This window comes from Novosphingobium sp. AAP83 (genome assembly GCF_001295795.1).
GTDB lineage: Bacteria > Pseudomonadota > Alphaproteobacteria > Sphingomonadales > Sphingomonadaceae > Novosphingobium.
On sequence record NZ_LJHY01000014.1, the window covers coordinates 1 to 19764 of the forward strand.

The 19764-nt window shown below is 59.8% G+C and carries 23 protein-coding genes; 9 read left to right on the forward strand and 14 right to left on the reverse strand.

Annotated features, from left to right (window positions below):
* The 3 genes from IP81_RS06615 to IP81_RS06625 form a co-directional block, all read left to right on the forward strand.
* Positions 1-669 (forward strand): VOC family protein (locus tag IP81_RS06615; RefSeq protein ID WP_054107206.1); only part of this gene is annotated, 669 nt, incomplete at its 5' end.
* 34 nt (positions 670-703) lie between these two features.
* Positions 704-1828, forward strand: a complete 1125-nt coding sequence (locus IP81_RS06620; protein ID WP_197274554.1) for an FAD-dependent oxidoreductase — start codon at positions 704-706, stop codon at positions 1826-1828.
* Between the two features lie 68 nt (positions 1829-1896).
* Entirely contained in the window at positions 1897-2559 is a 663-nt protein-coding gene (locus IP81_RS06625; protein WP_197274555.1) for an NIPSNAP family protein, read from the forward strand.
* Between the two features lie 5 nt (positions 2560-2564).
* Here IP81_RS06625 and IP81_RS06630 read toward each other — a convergent pair whose 3' ends face one another.
* A complete protein-coding gene (locus tag IP81_RS06630) occupies positions 2565-3245 on the reverse strand; it encodes a TetR/AcrR family transcriptional regulator (RefSeq protein ID WP_054107209.1) in 681 nt (226 codons plus the stop codon).
* A gap of 120 nt (positions 3246-3365) precedes the next feature.
* On the opposite strand from IP81_RS06630, the gene IP81_RS06635 reads away from it, so the two are divergent.
* Positions 3366-4316, forward strand: coding sequence for an amidohydrolase family protein (locus tag IP81_RS06635; protein WP_054107210.1), 951 nt, complete (start codon positions 3366-3368; stop codon positions 4314-4316).
* Between the two features lie 51 nt (positions 4317-4367).
* Positions 4368-4649, forward strand: coding sequence for a nuclear transport factor 2 family protein (locus IP81_RS06640; RefSeq protein ID WP_054107211.1), 282 nt, complete (start codon positions 4368-4370; stop codon positions 4647-4649).
* Positions 4650-4899: 250 nt separating this feature from the next.
* Here the strand turns inward: IP81_RS06640 and IP81_RS06645 are convergent, their stop codons facing one another.
* Positions 4900-5661, reverse strand: coding sequence for an alpha/beta fold hydrolase (locus IP81_RS06645; protein ID WP_054107212.1), 762 nt, complete (start codon positions 5659-5661; stop codon positions 4900-4902).
* A gap of 121 nt (positions 5662-5782) precedes the next feature.
* On the opposite strand from IP81_RS06645, the gene pcaD reads away from it, so the two are divergent.
* From pcaD to IP81_RS06665, 4 genes are all read left to right on the forward strand, one after another.
* Positions 5783-6571 carry a 3-oxoadipate enol-lactonase gene (gene pcaD, locus IP81_RS06650; RefSeq protein WP_157573110.1) on the forward strand — a complete coding sequence of 263 codons (789 nt, stop codon included), beginning with the start codon at positions 5783-5785 and terminating at the stop codon, positions 6569-6571.
* 121 nt (positions 6572-6692) lie between these two features.
* Positions 6693-8150: an NAD-dependent succinate-semialdehyde dehydrogenase gene (locus IP81_RS06655; RefSeq protein WP_054107214.1), complete on the forward strand. Its 1458-nt coding sequence runs from the start codon at positions 6693-6695 to the stop codon at positions 8148-8150.
* Positions 8151-8184: 34 nt separating this feature from the next.
* The gene (locus IP81_RS06660; RefSeq protein ID WP_054107215.1) at positions 8185-8991 is read left to right on the forward strand and encodes an acetoacetate decarboxylase family protein; all 807 of its coding nucleotides are present in this window, start codon (positions 8185-8187) and stop codon (positions 8989-8991) included.
* Complete coding sequence (locus tag IP81_RS06665) at positions 8972-9640, forward strand: carboxymuconolactone decarboxylase family protein (RefSeq protein WP_054107216.1); 669 nt, start codon at positions 8972-8974, stop codon at positions 9638-9640. Before IP81_RS06660 ends, IP81_RS06665 begins: the two co-directional genes overlap by 20 nt.
* A gap of 86 nt (positions 9641-9726) precedes the next feature.
* On the opposite strand, the gene IP81_RS06670 is transcribed toward IP81_RS06665, so the two are convergent.
* From IP81_RS06670 to IP81_RS06720, 12 genes are all read right to left on the reverse strand, one after another.
* Positions 9727-10686 carry a fumarylacetoacetate hydrolase family protein gene (locus IP81_RS06670; protein ID WP_054107217.1) on the reverse strand — a complete coding sequence of 320 codons (960 nt, stop codon included), beginning with the start codon at positions 10684-10686 and terminating at the stop codon, positions 9727-9729.
* Positions 10687-10813: 127 nt separating this feature from the next.
* The gene (locus tag IP81_RS06675; RefSeq protein WP_054107218.1) at positions 10814-11866 is read right to left on the reverse strand and encodes an aromatic ring-hydroxylating dioxygenase subunit alpha; all 1053 of its coding nucleotides are present in this window, start codon (positions 11864-11866) and stop codon (positions 10814-10816) included.
* Positions 11867-11916: 50 nt separating this feature from the next.
* Entirely contained in the window at positions 11917-12573 is a 657-nt protein-coding gene (locus IP81_RS06680) for a glutathione S-transferase family protein (protein ID WP_054107219.1), read from the reverse strand.
* Positions 12570-13211: a glutathione S-transferase family protein gene (locus IP81_RS06685; RefSeq protein WP_054107220.1), complete on the reverse strand. Its 642-nt coding sequence runs from the start codon at positions 13209-13211 to the stop codon at positions 12570-12572. Before IP81_RS06685 ends, IP81_RS06680 begins: the two co-directional genes overlap by 4 nt.
* Before the next feature lie 20 nt (positions 13212-13231).
* Complete coding sequence (locus IP81_RS06690; protein ID WP_082356026.1) at positions 13232-14542, reverse strand: MFS transporter; 1311 nt, start codon at positions 14540-14542, stop codon at positions 13232-13234.
* Between the two features lie 123 nt (positions 14543-14665).
* Positions 14666-14773, reverse strand: a complete 108-nt coding sequence (locus IP81_RS21650; RefSeq protein WP_369800716.1) for a hypothetical protein — start codon at positions 14771-14773, stop codon at positions 14666-14668.
* A 15-nt stretch (positions 14774-14788) separates the two neighbouring features.
* Positions 14789-14986, reverse strand: coding sequence for a hypothetical protein (locus tag IP81_RS06695; protein ID WP_054107222.1), 198 nt, complete (start codon positions 14984-14986; stop codon positions 14789-14791).
* Between the two features lie 136 nt (positions 14987-15122).
* Positions 15123-16016 carry an intradiol ring-cleavage dioxygenase gene (locus tag IP81_RS06700; RefSeq protein ID WP_054107223.1) on the reverse strand — a complete coding sequence of 298 codons (894 nt, stop codon included), beginning with the start codon at positions 16014-16016 and terminating at the stop codon, positions 15123-15125.
* A 35-nt stretch (positions 16017-16051) separates the two neighbouring features.
* The gene (locus tag IP81_RS06705; RefSeq protein WP_054107224.1) at positions 16052-17116 is read right to left on the reverse strand and encodes a maleylacetate reductase; all 1065 of its coding nucleotides are present in this window, start codon (positions 17114-17116) and stop codon (positions 16052-16054) included.
* Between the two features lie 13 nt (positions 17117-17129).
* Positions 17130-18338: a 3-oxoadipyl-CoA thiolase gene (gene pcaF, locus IP81_RS06710; RefSeq protein WP_054107225.1), complete on the reverse strand. Its 1209-nt coding sequence runs from the start codon at positions 18336-18338 to the stop codon at positions 17130-17132.
* A 32-nt stretch (positions 18339-18370) separates the two neighbouring features.
* Positions 18371-19012 (reverse strand): 3-oxoacid CoA-transferase subunit B, encoded by a 642-nt coding sequence (locus IP81_RS06715; protein ID WP_054107226.1) that lies wholly within the window; start codon positions 19010-19012, stop codon positions 18371-18373.
* Positions 19009-19698 (reverse strand): 3-oxoacid CoA-transferase subunit A, encoded by a 690-nt coding sequence (locus tag IP81_RS06720; protein ID WP_054107227.1) that lies wholly within the window; start codon positions 19696-19698, stop codon positions 19009-19011. The genes IP81_RS06715 and IP81_RS06720 overlap by 4 nt, the downstream gene beginning before the upstream one ends.
* Positions 19699-19764 lie beyond the last annotated feature (66 nt).

Here is a 19764-nt window from a genome sequence, read left to right on the forward strand (position 1 = left end):
GACCAGGAAACGCTTGACCAGATCGCTGCAGAGCTTGCCCGAGACCGGAAGGTCACAGTGGCCGAAGGTAGGGTGCACAGCCACGACAATGGCGGCCTTGCACTGGCGTTTCAGGTTGCCCGTAAGGCGCCATACAACCCTGTATTACCTCTGGCCAATGTACCCGGCCACGCCCAGCGCCCAGTCAATCGCCGCATCCCGTTCGAAGCGTCGGTTCGCCCCATCGGCATTGCTCATGTGGTTATCAATTGCGCCGACGAAGCATCGCAGCGGGCCTTCTATACCGAGCGGCTTGGCTACATCGTATCGGACAGCTTCAAAGAGGCGGGCGCATTCCTGCGCACTCCGATCGCGCTCGAACACCACAGCCTGTTCACTGTGCGCCGCGCGGCAAATGGCCTAAATCATGTGGCACTGTATGTGACAGACTTCCACGAGGTAATGCTGGGCGGAACAGCCATGCAGAATAAGGGCTGGAAATCCTATTGGGGGCCGGGCCGTCATAAGCTGGGCTCCAACTATTTCTGGTACATCAAGTCTCCGCTGGGCGGCAATCTCGAATACACCTGCGATGTGGATCACGTCGACGAAAACTGGGTTCCGGGAGAGTTCGACTTCTCGCCGGACATGACTGCGATTTGGTCGGATCGCGATTTCGTTGCGGCCTGATGCTGCGATAATCATAATGAAAGGGGGAGAAAACGTGTCTGTTCGCAAGGTTCTGATCATCGGCGGGGGGATTGGCGGATTGACGGCGGCAATCGCATTTCGTCAGCAAGGCATAGAAGTCGACCTTGTTGAACTCCAGACCAGCTTTAAGGTCTATCATGTCGGGATCATTATCCAGGCCAATACCATTCGGGCGATGAAGCATATCGGGCTGGCCGACCAGATAGTCGAAGCGGGCTTCCCATACCGCGGCGTGCAGATGTGCGATGCGCAAGGCAATGTGCTTTCGCATGTTCAGGGACCGCGCATCGCGGGCGAAGAATATCCTTCAGATCTTGGTATGGGCAGACCTGCTCTGCACAAGGTCCTTACAGATGGCGTCACCAAAGAGCGCTGCGATGTGCGCCTAGGTGTCACGTTCACGGCGATTGAGGATCACGGCGACACTGTTCGCGTCAGCTTTACCGACGGTGAGACTAGGGATTACGATCTCGTCATCGGTGCCGATGGCATCAATTCGAGTGTCCGCAGTACCCTGTTCGGCGAGGCGTTCAAACCGCGGTTCACCGGTCAGGGTGTTTGGCGGTACAACGTCCCGCGGCCAAAAGGCCTTGATGTCGCCGCGCTCTATATCGGCAAGGACTGCAAGGCGGGCTTCGTTCCTTTGACCGAGGAGACGATGTACATCCTGTTGGTAACGGCGGAGCCCGGCAATCCGATGTTGCCGCAGGATCAGTTGGCCGGTTTGATGCGGCAACGGCTCGAGGGATTCGGTGGGGTCGTGGGCGAGGCACGCGATCATTACATTACCGAAAGCGACCTGGTCGTTTACCGGCCACTCGAAGCGATCTTCCTGCCCAAGCCTTGGTTCAAGGGCCGTGTCGTGCTATTGGGCGATGCGGTCCATGCGACTAGCCCCCACCTCGGGCAGGGGGCTGCCCAGGCCATCGAGGACGCCGTTGTCATGGCCGAGGAGGTCGGCCGCGACCAGCCGCTGGAAACGCTCTACCGGAACTACATGGAGCGCCGCTACGAGCGGTGCAAATTCGTGGTCGAAGCATCCCTGATGATCGGCGAATGGGAACTTACCCATGATCCTGCAGCGGACCATGCGGGGATCAGGCGGCAGATGCTCGAAACGCTCGCCACGCCGATCTGACGCTGATGGATTGACCAATGCTTGGGCCAGCCAAGAAGGGCCGGGAGGATCGAGCGGTGATCATTGACATGAGAGTCTACACCTACGTTCCCGCGCAATTTGCGGGTTTCGTGAAGGCCTATGCGGAAACGGGCCACGCCGTTGTTGCGCAGCATCTTGGCTATATGAGTGGTGTCTTCATTTCCTGCAGCGGCGTGGCCAATCGCACGCTGCAACTGTTCGCCTACGAAGATAATGATCATCGCGATGAATGCCGCAGGGGGTTGCGGGCCGATCCCGCATGGCTGGATTTCATTCGTGAGGCGGCCTCTGCCATCAGCATGCAGGAGAACACCATCATCCGGCCGACTGGCATTTCCCCGATAACCACGATCCGGGAATTGCGGGACCTTGCCCTGAACCCGGCTATGGATGATCGCCTGTTCCAACTGCGGTCGCGCCAGTTCTACCCCGGAAAGGCGAGCAGCTTCCTGACAGTTGCGGGTGGTAGCGAACTGCGGCTGCGCGCCAAGGCCGGGGAACAGGTGCTTGCCCAATTCGCAGCTGATACCGGCTCTGGTGATCGGACCTTTACCTTCACGGCCTTTTGCAACGCTGCCGAACGCGATCGCGTCAACCAGGCTCTTAAAGTCAACGCAGGCATGGCCCCTGTGCTGGAAGGGCTCTATCCCAGCCTTGCCGCCGAGGCGTGCGATCTGTGGCTGCCTTTGGCATGTTCGCCCCTGCGTTGACCCTGTCAGGCTTGCGGAGCGCGCAGGCCGTTGAAAAGGAGGTCAGTGATAAAATCGCTGTAAAGTTCGATGTACCCGGGGTCATCCGGAACGGCATGCCCCAGTTCGCGGAGGATCGGTCGTCCAGATGCGGCAAGTTCGACTATGCCAATGATGGCGAGGTAGAGCAGCGAGGCATCCACCGGGCGCATTGTGCCTTGCTGTACGCCTTTGTCGACTATCCGCGCATATCCAGCTAAGCCCCTCAAGCTCATGGTTTGCAGCACAGACTGGGAAGTCCCTTCGCCGCCAACGATTTCTTCGGTCACGAGGCGATGGAAGTAAGGGTATTCAAGCTGAAACCGCAGAAACGCATGAATGCGGGCTTTCATCTGCGCTTCGGGCGGATCATCGTCGCGGACAGCGGCTCCGGCTTGTCGCTGGAAGAGGTCGGACAGGGCACCAGCAGTTGCCTGAAGCAGGCTTGGCCGGTCCTTGAAATAGTAATGAATAAGCCTGGGCGCGACATTGGCGTGTCTTGCCACTTCCGCCCGCGTGACTTTGTCGGGTGACATGGTGCGGATGAGATCGCAAGCAGCGTTGATGATCGCACGACGGCCGACCCCGTCTTCCGCACTTATCGGCCGACCCTGCTTGCGGCCACCGGCCTTCCGATTGGCTTTGGTGGCCGGAGCCTTTTCTGTCATTCAGTCCTCATCTTCTCGAATTTCGACCGCACTCGTGCAGCGAGTGCAACAATTGTACAAGCAGTTCAATGCCAAGCCTTTCAGCAGCAATGATAATGCATAACTTTGGGGAGGAATGCCATGATTGTCGACGTGCACGCACATCTGACGCCGGAGGCCTATCTCGCGATCTCAGATGGGCTAGGCGGATCATTCGAGAACCGCTTCACAGGACACCCTGATGTCCATACCCTGGATGTGCGCTTCGAGCAAATGGCACAGGCTGGCGTTTCGCGCCAGATCCTGTCCCCGACCACGGCACCTTATGCCGAGGAAGAGGTGCAAGCAGTTGCTGCAGCGCGCCTTGTCAACGACAGCCTTGCGGCTGCATCCTGGGCCAACCCGGACTTGTTGTCCTTCTGGGTCTCGCTGCCGCTACCCCATGTGGAGGCCTCGCTGGTCGAAATGGCGCGGGGACTGGATGAACTGGGCGCTGTTGGCGTCGTTTTGGGATGTTTCTGCCTGGGCGAGAGTATCGCCAGCCCGGCGTTCGAGCCACTTTATGAAGAACTTGATCGGCGCAAGGGGATCGTCTTCCTGCACCCCTGCCAGAACGGGATATGCAGCCCGCAGGTAAACGACTGGGGACTGACGATCTGCGCAGGCGCTTCGATGGAAGACAGCGTTGCTGCAATGCACTTGATCGCCGCGGGAATCCCGGGCCGCTTTCCGGATGTGAGGTTTATCGTCCCGCATTTCGGTGGAATCCTGCCGATGCTCCTCAACCGGCTGGATGGACAGATGCCGCATGATGGTCTTGCCGAGAAACCGAGCGTGACGGCTCGGCGTTTCTACTACGATACGGTCGGGTGGGGGTCACGAGCAGCCTTGCTGGCCGCGGTCGAGGCCTTCGGCGCAGAGCAGATCGTGACCGGAAGCGACTACCCCGTGCTTCTTCGGCACGAAAGCTACAAGCAGACTTTCGACAACATCCGTGACAGCCGCCTCCCGGACGATGTGATCGCGCAGATTCTCGGCAATGCCGAAAGGCTGATGGCAGGGACATGCTGCAAGGGTGGGGAAGGGGCTTGAGGCGTCTCTCCATGGCCGTGGCCTGCGCCGCGTTCAGTTGCCGCCGCAGACTTGCCGCAAGCCTGGGCGCACCGGGCGGGCCTCGTAAAGTTGCAGGAGAATGGCACGCGACTTGTTCATGACGCTCCGCAAGACTGGCTCGCGATCATGGAAGCTTTCGCGCGATGGTGCATCGCTTATGATGAAGGGCAGACCCACGTTATCGCAACGCTGTTTACCGATGATGCCAGCTACATGGTGACGGAGGGTTCTTCGGCGGCGCAAGTTTCGCTGCTTGGCCGGGACGCCATCGTTGCCGGCGTGACACGGGCCCTGCTGCAAAAGGGTGATTAGCGCCGCCATGCGATAAGCAATGTGGTGATCGATCGCATGGGCCAGTCATCGGCCACCGCCATTGCCTATGGCATTGTTACTGTTGCCCGTGACGATATGCTGACGCTCGAGGCAACGGTTATCTATTCGGCCGATCTCCTAGCGTGGCGTGGACGGTGCCAAGCGCTTTTCACGCTTTGTCATCGGCATGGACAAGTACGTGGGCGTCAGGCCGCGGCTTTGACCTGTCGGCGAATTGGGTGGGCCCTGGTTAGGCGAGGATGCAGGCAAGCGCGTGCAGGATCGCCCCGGGCGCCTGTACCGGAAGGACATGCGCTCCATCCTCGACGATCCGGAATTCGTAATGAGGGAAGCGTTCGGCTGCCTGTGCCACCAGTTCAGGTGGTCTGATGTCGTGCCGCCCGGCAAGAACTTGCACCGGGCAATTCACCTTTTCGAGCGGCAGGTCCATTTTTGCCAGCGCCAGATTGGCTAAGCCAAAGCCCACCGGGTCGTTGGCCAGGAACCGATGGCGGTAATCCGCAAATCCTTCATCGCGCATGGGCAAAGGGAACATTCGCTCCATCGCTAGGTCAGCGATACCGGCCATGCCTTGGGCGATGACCAACGCCGCGCGATCCTTCGTGAGGGCACGGGTGGTTTCGTCCATCGCCAGGGTAGGTGAGCACAGGACGAGGCCTTGCACTCGATCGGGCATTTCAAGCGCGAGGCGGATCGCAAGGGCGCTCGACCCAGCTGCGGCACATATCACAAATCGGCCCAGCACATTGGCCGCTTCTAGGACCATGCTGGCATCCCGTTGCAATTCGTCGAGACCATATTCTGTGTGCGGCTTTTCGGACAAGCCGAACCCGCGCTGGTCAAACCGGATCAAGCGGAATTGCGGAGGAGCCAGCTCGGCCAATCGGTCCCAGCTTGCTAGCGAACCTCCGATCTCGTGAAGGAGGAGCGTATCGTTCGGTCCGGTTCCATCGACGCGGAAATGCAGGATAGGGCTTTGCTCGGTCCACATGGTGTTTTTCTCCGTAACATGGCGCAGTGGCCTTGCCGGACACGCAAATCAAGTATAATGAGACATTAATTCCATTCAGCGGATCATGTAGTTGGTGGCTCATATCGAGGGAGATTAGAATTTGCGTACAGAAGCGATGATCCCTGCCGCCGACGGAGCAATGCTTCACGTGGTTGCAGAAGGCCCGGAGGATGGTGTTCCGCTGCTTCTTTCGAACTCGTTGGGCACCGACTTCACGATGTGGGATCCGCAGATCCCGTCGTTGGCAGGGAAGTACCGTGTGGTGCGCTACGATACGCGAGGACATGGCAAGTCTGACAGTCCGCAAGGTGATTACTCGATTGCCCTTCTTGCTCAGGATGCGCTTGCCGTAAGCCGTGCGCAGGGTTGGGAATCGTTCAATTTTGCGGGGGTTTCCATGGGTGGGATGACTGGCCTGTGGCTTGCGGCCAATGCGGCAGGGAGAATCCGACGTGCCTTGGTGGCCAACTGCGCACCGTTTGCAGGTGGCGGCGCTGTTTGGGGTGAGCGGATGAAGCTGGTTGCTGAAAAGGGAATGGACGCCATCACCGAAATGGTCGTGGCGCGGTGGTTCTCCCCCGCATTTGCGGCGCGCAATCCCGCCGTCATTGCCGATATCTCTGCCCGTTTCCGCGCGACCTCGCCGACCGGCTACCTAGGATGCTGCGCTGCTTTGCGCGACATGGATCTTCGACCTGACCTGGCGCGTATCGACCGGCCGGTAAGGGTCGTAGGCGGTGAACATGACCCGACCCCGCCAGCCAGTTCCATACCCGGGATCGCGGGCGCCATTGCCGGGGCCGACTGGACCATTGTCAATGCGGCGCACCTGTCCAACATTGAGGATGCCGAAGGTTTCAGTTCTGCCTTGCTGGACTTCCTCGGATGAACCTGCGCGCGTAACCTGCACGCGCAGCTTGACCACTGATTAGGATGCGACACCAGAACTTCGAACTGTGGCCTGTTTTGCCACATAATTCCCTTTAAGGGGAAAATTCGGGAGGACCCAAATGCCTGATTTCAAATTGCCATCGCCTGACGAATTTCCACTGCTGCGGATCGGATCGCATTGGCGCAAAAGCAGTGACGGTGCGTTCCGTCCGGTTATCAATCCGGCAACGGGCGACACCATTGGTGAAATCCCCGCGGCAACATCAGAAGACCTCGCCGAGGTCGTTCGGGTGAGCGCTGATGCCTTTGCCGCATGGAAAAAGACATCGCCGGTTGAACGCGGCGCAATCTTGCGCAATGCGTCAGCTCTCCTGCGCGCCAATGATGCAGCAATCGCGCATTTCATTACTCGCGAGAACGGCAAGACCCTTGCCGAATCCCAGGCCGAGGTCCACTGGGCGTGCGATTATCTCGAATGGTATGCTGAAGAGGCGAGGCGCACATATGGGCGGGTCATTCCGGCGAAGATGCCGGGCGTCCGGCAGATCGTCGTGCGCGAACCTATCGGGCCCGCGCTTGGCCTCACACCGTGGAACTGGCCGCTGGTAACAGCTTGCCGAAAGGTCGGGCCAGCGCTTGCTGCGGGATGTACGATCACGGTGAAGCCGGCCGAGGAAACCCCTACGGCCGCCGCGATCCTGCTCGCCGCGCTGACAGCGTGTGGATTGCCTGATGGCGTGGCAAACCTTGTCAACGGCGACCCGGCGCTGATCTCCGAAACCTTGATCGCGGCTCCCGAAATCCGCAAGATTTCCTTCACCGGTTCGGTTCGGGTCGGACGCCATCTTGCGACCCTGGCAGCGCAGCAGCTTAAACTCATAACGCTCGAACTGGGCGGCCATGCCCCGGTGCTGGTGTTTGAAGATGCCGATATCGAATCCGCCATCGCAAAGCTTATTCCTACCAAATTCCGCACCTGCGGGCAGGTCTGCTCTTCGCCAACGCGCTACATTGTCCACGAAAGCGTCGCTGAAAAGTTCACCACCCTGTTTGCTGCTGCCGCGAGCAAGCTAACGGTAGGTGACGGGGCAGCGCCTGGCAGCGAGATGGGGCCGCTCATTTCGGCACGCCGCCTTGCCGCTGTAAGCGCCTTGGTCGATGATGCCGTATCCAAGGGCGCGCGTGTGGTCACCGGCGGCCACCGCATTGGCGATACTGGCTTCTTTTATGCACCTACAGTGTTGGCCGACGTGCCGGCGGGCGCCCTCATCCTTGACGAGGAGCCATTCGGCCCAGTCGTCCCAATCCAGACCTTTTCAACTTACGAGGAAGCAGTGGGCCTCGCCCGGCACTCCTCGCTCGGCCTGTCTGCCTATGCCTTCACCGCCTCGCTCAAGACGGCGCAGCGCCTGTCGGGCGACTTGGTATGCGGGATGCTGGGTGTGAACAGCCTCGCTGTATCGATGGCAGAGGCACCGTTCGGCGGCGTCCGGGACAGCGGCTTTGGCAAGGAAGGCGGGACCGAAGGCATAGATGCGTACTTGCAGAGCAAGTTCGTGGTCGAAGCGATCGATTGATATTGCAGCCAGCAGAGCGAGCCGGAGAAATGACATGATCTTTGAACAAAACCGCCGCTACCGGATGCCGGTGTTCTTCGGACCAAGCACGGGCCCGCGAGCCGATTCCGCCGGCAATCCCTATGACTGGACCACTGCACCCCGCGATGTCGCATCGGTCAGCTTCCTGACAGATGCAGCAGCTCTCGAAGCCTTGCTGCCCCCCGGCTTCTCGCTCGACGGTGAACCGGTCGTCACTTTCGAGCATTTCGCTTTGCGCGAAGTGCCATGGCTGGCAGGGCGCGGTTATGATGCGTTGGGAATGCGCTTCCCCGCCCGGTATGACGGCAAGGTCGATCATGTGCGGGGCCCGCTACTCACCGTGTTGTGGGAAAACCTGACGGATGCCATCCTGACCGGGCGTGACGAACTGGGCTATTCAAAGCTGTTTGCCGATCTGCCGCCGCCAGTGATATCTGGCAGCAACAGAACCTATACCGCCGCTTGGCAAGGCCATGAGTTCTTGCGGATGTCGCTTGAAGACCTGACGGATGCCGAGCCTCCGGCACCTGCTGCAATCGACGGGTTGCTGCACTATCGTTACTTTCCGGCGGTTAACAGGCTGGGCGACCACGCTGTTTCGACGGCGGCGATGACTCCGGCCGGCGGGCCAACGAAGACGTTACGTTTTCGTCGCGGCACGGGTTCGGTCGAGGTCCTTCATTCGACCTGGCAGCAGATGCCGACCCAGTGTCAGGTGGTTAATGCTCTTGCGGCATTGCCGGTGATCGAGCCGCGCGGTTCGACCTTCGCCGAGCAGGTTGGATCCAAGGATCTAAGCGATGTACGCACGCTTGCCTGATGGCCTGACTGCGGCGATCCTGTTTGTCGTTACGCTGGCAGCATCGTCTGCCGCCAAGGCTGAGGAAAACATCATGTGTAGCGATCAAGTTAAGCCGGTCCCGCGGATCGAATTGCCCTTGCCGTGCGACATGTCGCCAGAACAGAGGGCCGTCTATGATCAGGCGGTTAATTTCTTCGGTGCGCCGATCGGCCCGCGCATCGCCTTGATGATCACGCCGGAAGTTGCCACTCGATGGAGCGACCTTCTCACCGCACTGGAAAAGAGCACCCTTTCCAGGCGTTTGTGGGAGCTAACGATCCTGTTCGTTGCGCGCGAATGGGACTCGCAGTTCGAATGGTGGGCCCATGAAGCCCCGGCACTGAGGCAGGGCTTGTCACACGAAGTGGTCGAGGCCCTGCGAAGGGGGGAGCGGCCAGCTTTCGAGAATGCCGATGAGGCGGCTGTCTACCAGTACCTGACCGAACTGATGCACGATCACCGGGTTACCGACCCGACCTATGATGCTCTGAAGGCGCATATCGGATCAAGGCAAGTGGTCGAACTCACTGTTCTGGCCGGGCACTATGCCAATGTTGCGATGACGCTTGCAGCCCATGATGTGCAGCTGCCCCCTGATGTTGATCCGCCGCTGCCGTCGCGCCAATAGCAGGCGCGTGGGCAAAGTGTGAACGGCGGGAGCCTGCGCTAGCTCCCGCCGTTCGCGCTGAAACTTTGGCAATTCTAGGCAGCAGGTTAGCTGCTGACAGAACTCCCAAGCAGCGTAGCGCTTTGCTCCGGGCGATGCCGTTTTACGGCTTCGTGATTGGTCGAGTCTTCGCCCATGTAGACTCCGCGCTCCCACGTGCGACGAAGCGGATCGACCACGTCGAGTTCCATCTCGCCGATGCCATGGATCTTCATCCGCACCCGCTCTCCGTGTTGCAGGAAGCCGAGGCCCTCATGGTTGGTACCGGTGAGGATCACGTCACCTGAATTCATCGTCATCACTTTGGTAATGAAGGCGATGATTGCCGGCACCCGGTGTTCCATGTCATCGGTATTGTAGTTGTGGCGCAATTCGTCGTTATTCCAGAATTGCACCCACAGGTTGTTTGGATCGGGTATCTCGTCTGCGGTAACGATGCAGGGGCCAAGCGGAGCGAACGTGTCGAAGGATTTGCCCAGCCAACTGCCCTTCTTCCACGTGATCCGGCCTTCGCCGCGAGCCGTCACATCGATTGCGCAGGTGTAGCCAAACACGGCGTCACGCCAGTTCTCCTCGGTAACTGCCTTGGCCGGTCCTTTGACGACCACGGCCAACTCGGCTTCGTGCATGAAGCACCAGGGTTCGTCGAAATCGGGCAGTTCGATTGTGTCGCCCGGTCCGATAACTGCGTCGGCGTTCTTCATGAACATGTTGATGGGGCGCGCATCGCGTTGGGCGTGTTCCCAATAGTTTGCGATGCAATTCAGAATCTTTCCGGGCCGGGGAAGTGGGGGCAGCAGACGAACTTGATCAAGCGGCACTGCTTCTCCGATTTCGGACAGTCGCTCGAGGGCAGGGCGCAGTTCGTCAAATGTGTCGATGACCTTTCGCATCACCGACTGGCCATCATCGCCGGGCGGCTGCAGGTCACCAAAGGGTATGACACCGGCGTCTGTGAGCAGGCCAGCTTCGACCCCTTGCTTGCGATCAAAAAGTACCAGTTTCACGGTCTGTCTCCATGCCTGACCTATGGCAAATTTTATTCCCTTTAGGGGGAATTTACTAGTGGCGGGCAGTAGCTAAGTCAACCAATTGTGCTACCCCGACGCTAGATCGGCGAAAATGCAGTGGTCCCTAAGCCTTGACATTTGCCGCCGCTTCAGCGGCCTCATCATCAAGCCTGCTGTAAAGAACATTGCGTGCCCTGGCTCCAGCAGCGTCACCCGGGAGCCAGCCCAATTTCAGCGTCCGCAAATCCCGGTCGCCGATATTCTCCTGCTGTTCTTCCAGCATAACCACGTCTTCATCGGTGAACGGGCCTTTTAACCAATCGGCCTTCTTTTGTGCAGTTGCTTCGCCCTGTGGACCGGCAGCCTTCGGTATCGGTACCGAAAACCAGTAATGTGTGCTGTTCTTCGTTTCCGGGGTGAAGAGGTGGGCAGTTGGGTTCTCTACCCCCTCTTCTTTTGGTCGGCCATGGGTGACAACGCCGGTGAACAGAACAAGGTTAGCCGGTGCATTCCAGCGCACGTGCAGCCATCGATCGACCTTTTCCCCGATTGCGCGGCCCATGCTGGTGGCCAGTTCATCAGTCATGACTTCGCCGATGATGTCCCGTTGCGACCAAATTGTCTCGCCTTCCTGGCGCCACGAATAATCGCCCTGTGAAACCTCGCTGCTGCCAAGAGTAGTCGCGTGCAGAAACTCGATGTGGCTGAGATCGAGGATGTTTTCGATTTCCAGGATGTAACTCGCGCGGACGTGGAGATATCCCTTCCCGACATAGGCGGTTTCAGGGTCCTGGAAGCTCAAATCCGGGATTAATGAAGGATCGGCCCGGCTTGCCTCGTCCATCCAGATCCAGATCATGCTGTGTCGCTCGATCACAGGGTAGGGCCTGACCCGCATGGTCTTGGGTGGTGCGCCTTGCGGATTGTGAACGCAGACACCGTTCTCGTCGAAGGAGTGGCCGTGATAGCCGCACTGAATTGCTCCGTTGACCAGCTTGCCCATCCCCAGCGAAACCATGCGGTGAGGACAAAGTCCGTGCAGCGCTGCCACGCTGCCATCTTCTTTTCGAAACAGTACGATGCGTTCGTCCAGCAATCGTCGCGCCAGGATAGCGCCCGGTTCGATTTCGCTCGCCCATCCGGCCACGTACCAGGCATTCAAAAGAAATTCCGCCATTCTCTTCCTCTAGCTATTCTAACGCACCAACCTCCCGCATATTGGCTCTCTTAAGCGTATTCGCTCCGCTTTCGCTGAAGCGCCGCCTGTTCGCGGGCGAGCGCCCTGACAAGCGAGGGATGGGCCTCGTTTCGTGCCCGCCAATCGGCAATGCCGCCGAACGCAGAGAGGTCGAAACCACCAATTTCTGCGTTCACGCAGGCCCACCAAAGATAGGTGTCGATGATCGACCAGTCGCTCCCGTACCACCAGTCTTGGCCAGCGAGGCGCTGCTCAAGCTGTCGCACCACGCCAGTCACCAGTTGAGTGCCACGCTCGCGCACCGGAGCAATGTCTCCGGTAGTCCACAAGGAGGGGACCTTAACCGCGCGCGCATAGGGGTGCCAGCCGGAAGACAACCAGAACAGGTCGCCCGTTTGGCGCGCATACTCGATGTCGCTGACCGTCCGAGGAAACAGTCCCGCCTTGGGATATTCCGAATCCAGCCAGCGAAGGATTGCTCCATTCTCTGTCAGAAGAGCGCCGTCGACCAACAGCGAGGGAACTTTGCCTTGCGAATTTACCGCGAGAAATTCCGGGGCACGGTGTTCGCCGCGAGCCATGTCGAGCAGTTCATCATCATAGACCGCTCCTACGTGCTCGAGAGCCGTCAGGGTCACCCGGGTACACGCAGTATAGGCGTGGAAGAGCTTGAGGTGATGAGTCATTCCTGTCCCCTCGCCAGAGCAGCCTGTTCCCGAAGGATCGCCTGCCTGAAAGCCGGATGGGCCATCGTGCGTTGCCGATGCAAGACAATTCCCTTCATTCCCTCGAGCGGATATCCGCCTCCCTCCGCGATGCCGCAGATCCAGCAAAAATATACATCGCAGATCGACCAGCTTTCCCCGAACCACCAGGTTTGGCCACAAAGCAAACGATCCATCCGGGCCAAGGGCTCTGCGAGCAGAAGGCTGCCGCGTTCCTGGACCGGTTCCGGCGCGCCCGTCGTCCAGCGGATCGGCATGCGGATCGCGCGGACTGTCGGGTGCCAGAAGCTGGACAGCCAGAACAGGTCCGCCAGTTGCCGGGTCGCGTCGAGGCCGCTGGAGGCAGGTAACAGCCCGGCATCGGGCCAGCGATGGTGGATCCACAGCAGGATTGCGGCATTCTCCGCAATAAGCTCGCCATCCACCACCAGCGCAGGGATTTTCCCACGCGGATTTATCGCAAGGAATTCGGCTGAGTGCTGTTCACCGCTTGCCAGATCGACCAACCGGTCTTCGTAGGCCGCCCCGACATGTTCCAGGGCGGCCAGAGTGACGCGGGAGCATCCGCCCGGCTGATGGTAGAGGCGCAATTCAGCCACCGTGCCTTCCCCCTAGCTTCTCACGCGGCTTGTTTGGCGCCGGATGGCCGGCGCGGGCTGATGGCAAGGAACAGGATGATGAACACCGCGATGAAGATGCCATTGCCCATTTGTGCATAGCCAAGGCCGAAGCGGTCGATGGCGGCACCGAAAACGATCGGCTGCACAAATGAGGCTGTCCCGCCAATGGTGGTAACCAGCGCAATGCCGACAGCCCGCTTCTCTGCCGGAAGGATTGATGGTGGCATGGCCCAGAACGGCCCGAATGCCGCCATGGTACCAGCAGCGATTACGGTCAGCGCCACGATAGCCTGAAGCGGACTGAAATCTCCGAAGGCCAGCGCCAGCCAGCCGCATGCGGCGATGGAAAGGGGTATTACGATATGCAGCGTGCGTTCGCCATGACGATCAGAATGGCGCGCGTTTGCCAGCTGGCAGATGACTGCAACCGCAAACGGGCCGGAACTGTAGAATCCGATCAGCATGATCGATTCGATGCCGAAGCCGCGCATGATTGTTGGCATCCACATCATGAACGCAGTGGTTCCGCCCATAAGCGCCAGGCATGCGCACAGGACCCCGATGAACTCCCTGTTGAGGTAGCTGCTTGTCTTGCCAGACGCCTCTACGGAGGGCTGGCTGCCGCGGCCTACATCGTCGACTACGAACTGCCTTTCTTCAGGGGTCAGCCACTTGGCGTCGCCCGGAGTTTCGTTGAGGTAGAAGTAGGCGGTGATGCCGAAGAGGACTGCTGGCACGCCTTCCATGATGAACAGCCATTGCCAGCCTTCAAGGCCCATAAAGCCATTGAGGCCGGTTATGACCACGCCAGCAATTGGCCCAGCAAGCACTCCGGAAAGGCCCGTGGCGGTCATTAGGATTGCCATTGCGCCGGCGCGCTTGTCTGCAGGCACCCACTTGTAGAGGAAATACATGACCCCGGGGAAGAAACCGGCCTCCGCCGCGCCAAGCAAAAAGCGAAGGGTATAGAAATGCCAAGCATCGGCCATCAAGCTCAGGGCGATGCAGAACATGCCCCACAGCAACATGATGCGGAGCAAGGTCTGGCGGATGCCAACGCGCTTAAGCATCATGTTGCTGGGAATCTCGAACATGATGTAGCCGAGCGAGAAGATGCCCGCGCCGATGCCATACACTGTCTCGGTGAAGCCCAGCGAATCGAGGAACTGCAGCTTGGCGTAAGCCACATTGGTGCGGTCGATGTTAGCGATGAAATAGCATGCGATGAGCAATGGCATCAGACGCCAGAAAATCCGCCGATACACTGCATCCCGGTCGAGGGGGGGGCCTTGAAGAGGAGGTGTACTCATGCGCGGCTCTCCCTGATGTCGGCCGCCACGCCTTTATGGTGATGGCTACCGATCTGTTTCATTCACTGGCATAACATTCCATCTAACGAAATACAACGGGCTGCTGCAGCGCTTTGTCGAGATTCAGCGGCTGGCACGCGCAAGACAGGTTCGGGACTTCCTGCAGCGAATCGGGATGCCGCAAAAGCGGCGAAAGGAGGAACGGTCATCGAGCGCTTCGACCAACTTCACGTCGGACAAATCGGATCAGATCGATAGAAGAAGGGCCCTGAACATCGCGACTGGCGGCGAGGCGGGTTTCCTTTTGGTGGCCGGGTAGAGCGGGTCAGGAAGCGCTGCCACTGAGTTCCAGTCGATCAGCTTGGCAAGTTCGTCGAGCGCTGATGACGGCCGGGGTCTCCCGGCAAAGCCAAACTGCTCCTGGCCTATCGAACGCTGCGCCAAGGCTGGCTTATCCTCCCTGGAAAGCCCATGGAATCAAGGTTCAACCTTAATGGCTACCCCCACACGCACACAGGTCTCCTAGTGGACCTTAATCAATGGCGAGTCGTCCGGAATTCATGAAATGGACTGGCTCTGGTCATGGCAATGGCGACAGGATGAAGTTCCATTCAACTTCCCAGTTCGCGCCGTCGGCACCCGCTGAAGCTTTATCAATGGGGGCATCGATCTTGCGGAATTCGGCCACCAGCGATTGTTTCACGCCAAACACCGGATCTTCTCCGAGATAAGGACAATCGGGCGCGAAGATATGGGTCGTCACTGCTTCGAACCCTGGGGCGGTGACGATGAAGTGGATGTGCGCAGGGCGATTTGGATGTCGGCCAAGTGCCGTCAGGAGCTTGCCTACCGGACCATCGTCAGGGATCGGATAAAACTTGGGCTTCACACTGCGGAAGCAGTATTCGCCGTTCTCGTCGGTTGTGAAAACGCCGCGCAGGTTCCAATCTGGCTGGACGCCCTTTTGCTGCACGTCGTAAAAGCCTTCATCATTGGTCTGCCAGACATCGACCTTGGCGCCCGCAATCGGATTGCCCGCATGATCGCTAACCTTGCCCTTGACCAGCAGCGGCTCACCCTTTGCATCGAGACAGATGTTCGATCCGTTCGGATAATGCGGCGCGTCGGCAAGATAGAACGGGCCAAGCACCGTGTTGGGCGTGGCGTGTTCGGCCCGCTCATGACTGATTGCATCCACCAGCATCGACACGCCAAGAATGTCGGAGAGCAAGATATACTCCTGCCGCCAGTCGGTACACATCTGGCCTGTTGCAGTCAGGAACTGGATGCCTGCCATCCATTCAGCGTCAGTCAGCTTTGCTTCCTTTACCGCTGCATGAAGGTGCCGGACCATGACTTCCATGACCTCGCGAAGGCGCGCATCGGTGCCGGCTGCCATGCGGGCATTGACGATCTCTGCCGAGCGGTCCTTGTCAAAATAGCCTGCTTCCGGGCTGGTCTGCGTATTGGCCATATCCACTCCCATGTGTTGTTGATCGATGGATCGGATCAGGGTGTTTGCGGTATTGCGCCCGACCAGGCGCGTGACAGCGTTGAATGAAGGGCCTCGGCCTCAAGCGGGCGCGGGTTCCAATAGGGTTTGCCCATGGCGGTCCGAACGGCTTCGCCCACATCGCGTTCGGCCATGCCAATCTCGCTCAGGCCCAGCGGTGCGCCCACGGCCTGCGCCAGTCGATAGATTGCCATTACCGGATCATCACTGCCCGTCGCGTCGCGCAGCACGGCCATGGCTTCGGGAATTGCAGGTGCATTGTAGGCCAGGGCATGAGGCAGGACAATCGTGTGCGTTTCCGCATGGGGCAGGTTGAAACTGCCGCCCAGCGTGTGGCACAGCTTATGGTGCAGGGCCATGCCGACCGCGCCCAGACAGGTGCCACACAGCCATGCGCCATATTGGGCCTTCTCGCGTGCCGCAAGGTCGAGCGGATCGCGGGCGATTGCGGGCAAGGCGGCAGACAGCGCCCGAATGCCTTCGGCGGCCATCAGGCTGATGATCGGGTTACGGTCGCGCGCATATAGCGCCTCGACCGCGTGCGCGATCGCATTGATGCCGCTGGTTCCGGATGCGCGCGGCGGCAGGGTCAGGGTCAGGTCGACATCATAGATCACCACCTCGGGTAGCACCTTCGGCGTGGTCTGCGTGACTTTGGCTCCGTTGCTGGTCTCACCGATGATCGGGGTCATCTCTGATCCTGCATAGGTGGTCGGGATAGCTATCTGCGGGAGGTCTGTGCGCAGGGCTATCGCCTTGGCAAGGCCGATGGTCGAACCGCCGCCGATGGCAACGAGCGCATCCACATCCTGCGCACGAACAACCTCCATGGCTGCCTCGGTCACCTCGACGGGAGTATGCATGGCTGCGCCAGTGTAAGTGGCAACGCAGCGTCCGTCTGACAGAACCGCAACACGCTGCGCCATTTGCGCCTGCTCGGATGTCGAAATGGCAAGCACGCGGTTCGCTCCGAGGCGTTCCAGTTCTCCGGCCAGACCGGCAATACGTCCTTGTCCGAACAGGATGCGTCCGGGATGCGAATTGTAGATGAAATCGCGCATGGACAAGCTTTCCCTAAAGACGTTCTACAGCCAGGCTGAGACCCATGCCGACGCCAACACACAGTGTTGCAAGGCCACGCTTGCCGCCGCTGGCTTCAAGCTGGTGGACCAGTGTCATGGCAAGCCTTGCCCCCGACATGCCAAGCGGATGCCCAAGGGCAATCGCTCCGCCGTTTGGATTGACCTGTGGCGCATCATCGGGAAGCCCGAATTCGCGCAGGAAGGAAAGGGTTTGGCTGGCAAAGGCCTCATTAAGTTCGATTGCATCGAAATCCGTGATCGCCAGTCCGAGCCGCTGGAGCAACTTCCGGGTCGCCGGGACAGGCCCGAAGCCCATGATTCGCGGCTCTACCCCGGCAGAGGCCATGCCGAGGATACGTGCACGTGGCACGAGGCCATGGCGCAATGCCGCCTGTTCACTCGCGATGATCAATGCCGCCGCGCCGTCGTTGATGCCCGAAGCATTGCCAGCTGTTACCGTGCCGTCATTTCCGAACAGAGGCCTGAGCCGGGCAAGGTCTGCCGCAGACGTTTCGGGGCGGAGATGCTCATCGGCTTCGATCAGAGAAGTCTCGTCGCGACGTTTGCCCGGAACGGTCACGGGTACGATCTCCTCGGCAAAGAATCCCCGCGCCTGCGCGGCACCGGCGCGTTGCTGGCTGCGCAAGGCGAAACCATCCTGATCGGCCCGGCTGATACCGAGATGACACGCCAGATTCTCGGCCGTGCGGGGCATCGGGTCGGTACCATATGCGCTGTCGAGCGCTGGATTGACGAAACGCCAGCCCATCGTCGTGTCCTCGATCTTCTGGCTCCGGTCGAATGCCCCTGCGGCCTTACCCATGACGAAAGGAGCACGGGTCATGCTTTCGACGCCGCCGGCAATGACCAGTTCCATTTCGCCCGAAAGGATGGCCCTGGCTGCCGCGCCCACCGCTTCAAGGCCCGACGCACACAGGCGGTTCAGCGTCACGCCTGGCACGTTCTGCGGCAAACCGGCAAGCAGCAGGCTCATCCGGGCGACGTTGCGGTTGTCCTCGCCCGACTGGTTGGCGCATCCAAGGAAGACCTCCTCCACGTGTGCGGGATCGAGATCGGGATTGCGGGACAGAAGCGTGCGCAGCGGGATCGCGCCAAGATCATCAGCTCTCACGCCCGCAAGTCCGCCGCCATAGCGGCCGATGGGCGTCCTGATCGCGTCGCAAATGTAGGCTTGCTTCATCAATCTTTTGTTCCTCGTTGTCCCACCGCCGCTCAGCGTGCATCCACCAGTTCGAGACCGACGCGGGCGCGCAGTTCCTGAAGCGAGAGTCCTGACACTAGTTCGGTGACGTGCGCTGCATCATCGTGCAGTTCGAAAACGCCGTGATCGGTGTAAACTCGCGAAACGCAGGCGAGGCCGGTCAGCGGATAGCTGCAACGATCAACCAGCTTGCTTTCGCCGCTGCGGGTAAACAGCTCCATCATCACGAAGGTCTGGCGCGCACCGACGGCAAGATCCATCGCGCCGCCGACCGCCGGGATCGCGCCCGCCTCGCCAGTATGCCAGTTGGCAAGATCGCCGTTACGGGCAACCTGGAACGCGCCGAGCACGCAGATGTCGATATGCCCGCCGCGCATCATGGCAAAGCTGTCGGCATGGTGGAAAAAGCAGCCGCCGGTCAGCAGCGTAACCGGCTGTTTTCCGGCATTGATCAGATCAGAATCTTCCTCACCAGGAGCAGGCGATGGCCCCATGCCGAGCAGGCCGTTCTCGCTGTGCAGAAAGATTTCACGGTCAGCAGGCAGGAAATCGGCCACGCGCGTCGGGAGGCCGATGCCGAGATTGACATAGGCACCTTCGGGAATGTCCTGGGCCACGCGGCAGGCCATGGCGGTGCGATCAAGCCGGGTCATTGGGGTGCTCCGCCTGCCTGCATACTTCCGGTTGTCACTACCCGGTTCACGAAGATGCCGGGCGTGACGACGTTTTCGGGATCGAGCACGCCCAGCGGCACGACCTCCTCCACTTGCGCGATGGTGCAGCAGGCGGCCATCGCCATGATCGGGCCAAAGTTGCGTGCCGTTTTCCGATAGACAAGATTACCCCAGCGATCGCCGCGATATGCCTTGATCAGTGCAAAATCGGCCCTGATCGGCATTTCGAGCACATAGTCCTTGCCATCGATCCGGCGGACTTCCTTGCCTTCGGCGAGGGACGTCCCAAAGCCAGTCGGCGTGAAGATCCCGCCAAGGCCTGACCCAGCGGCATCGATGCGGGCGGCAAGATTGCCCTGCGGCACCAGTTCCAGCTCGATCGTACCGGCGCGCCATGCGGAGTCGAAATGATGCGAATCCGCCTGCCGCGGGAAGGAACAGATGATCTTGCTGACGCGGCCCGCCTTGATCAGCGCTGCGACGCCTGTTTCGCCATTGCCAGCATTGTTGCTGATGATCGTGAGGTTGGTCACGTCGCGCCGGATCAGCCCGTCAACCAGGTCGTCCGGCATGCCTGCGGTGCCGAAGCCGCCGATCATGATCGATGCTCCGCTGCCAATTGTGCCGACCGCTTCATCTATCGAACTGCATTCCTTGTTGATCACAGGCCTCTCCAACGCGGGCTTTCGAGAATTGGCATTCAAGTGGCTTGAGTCAATCGATAATCGCCT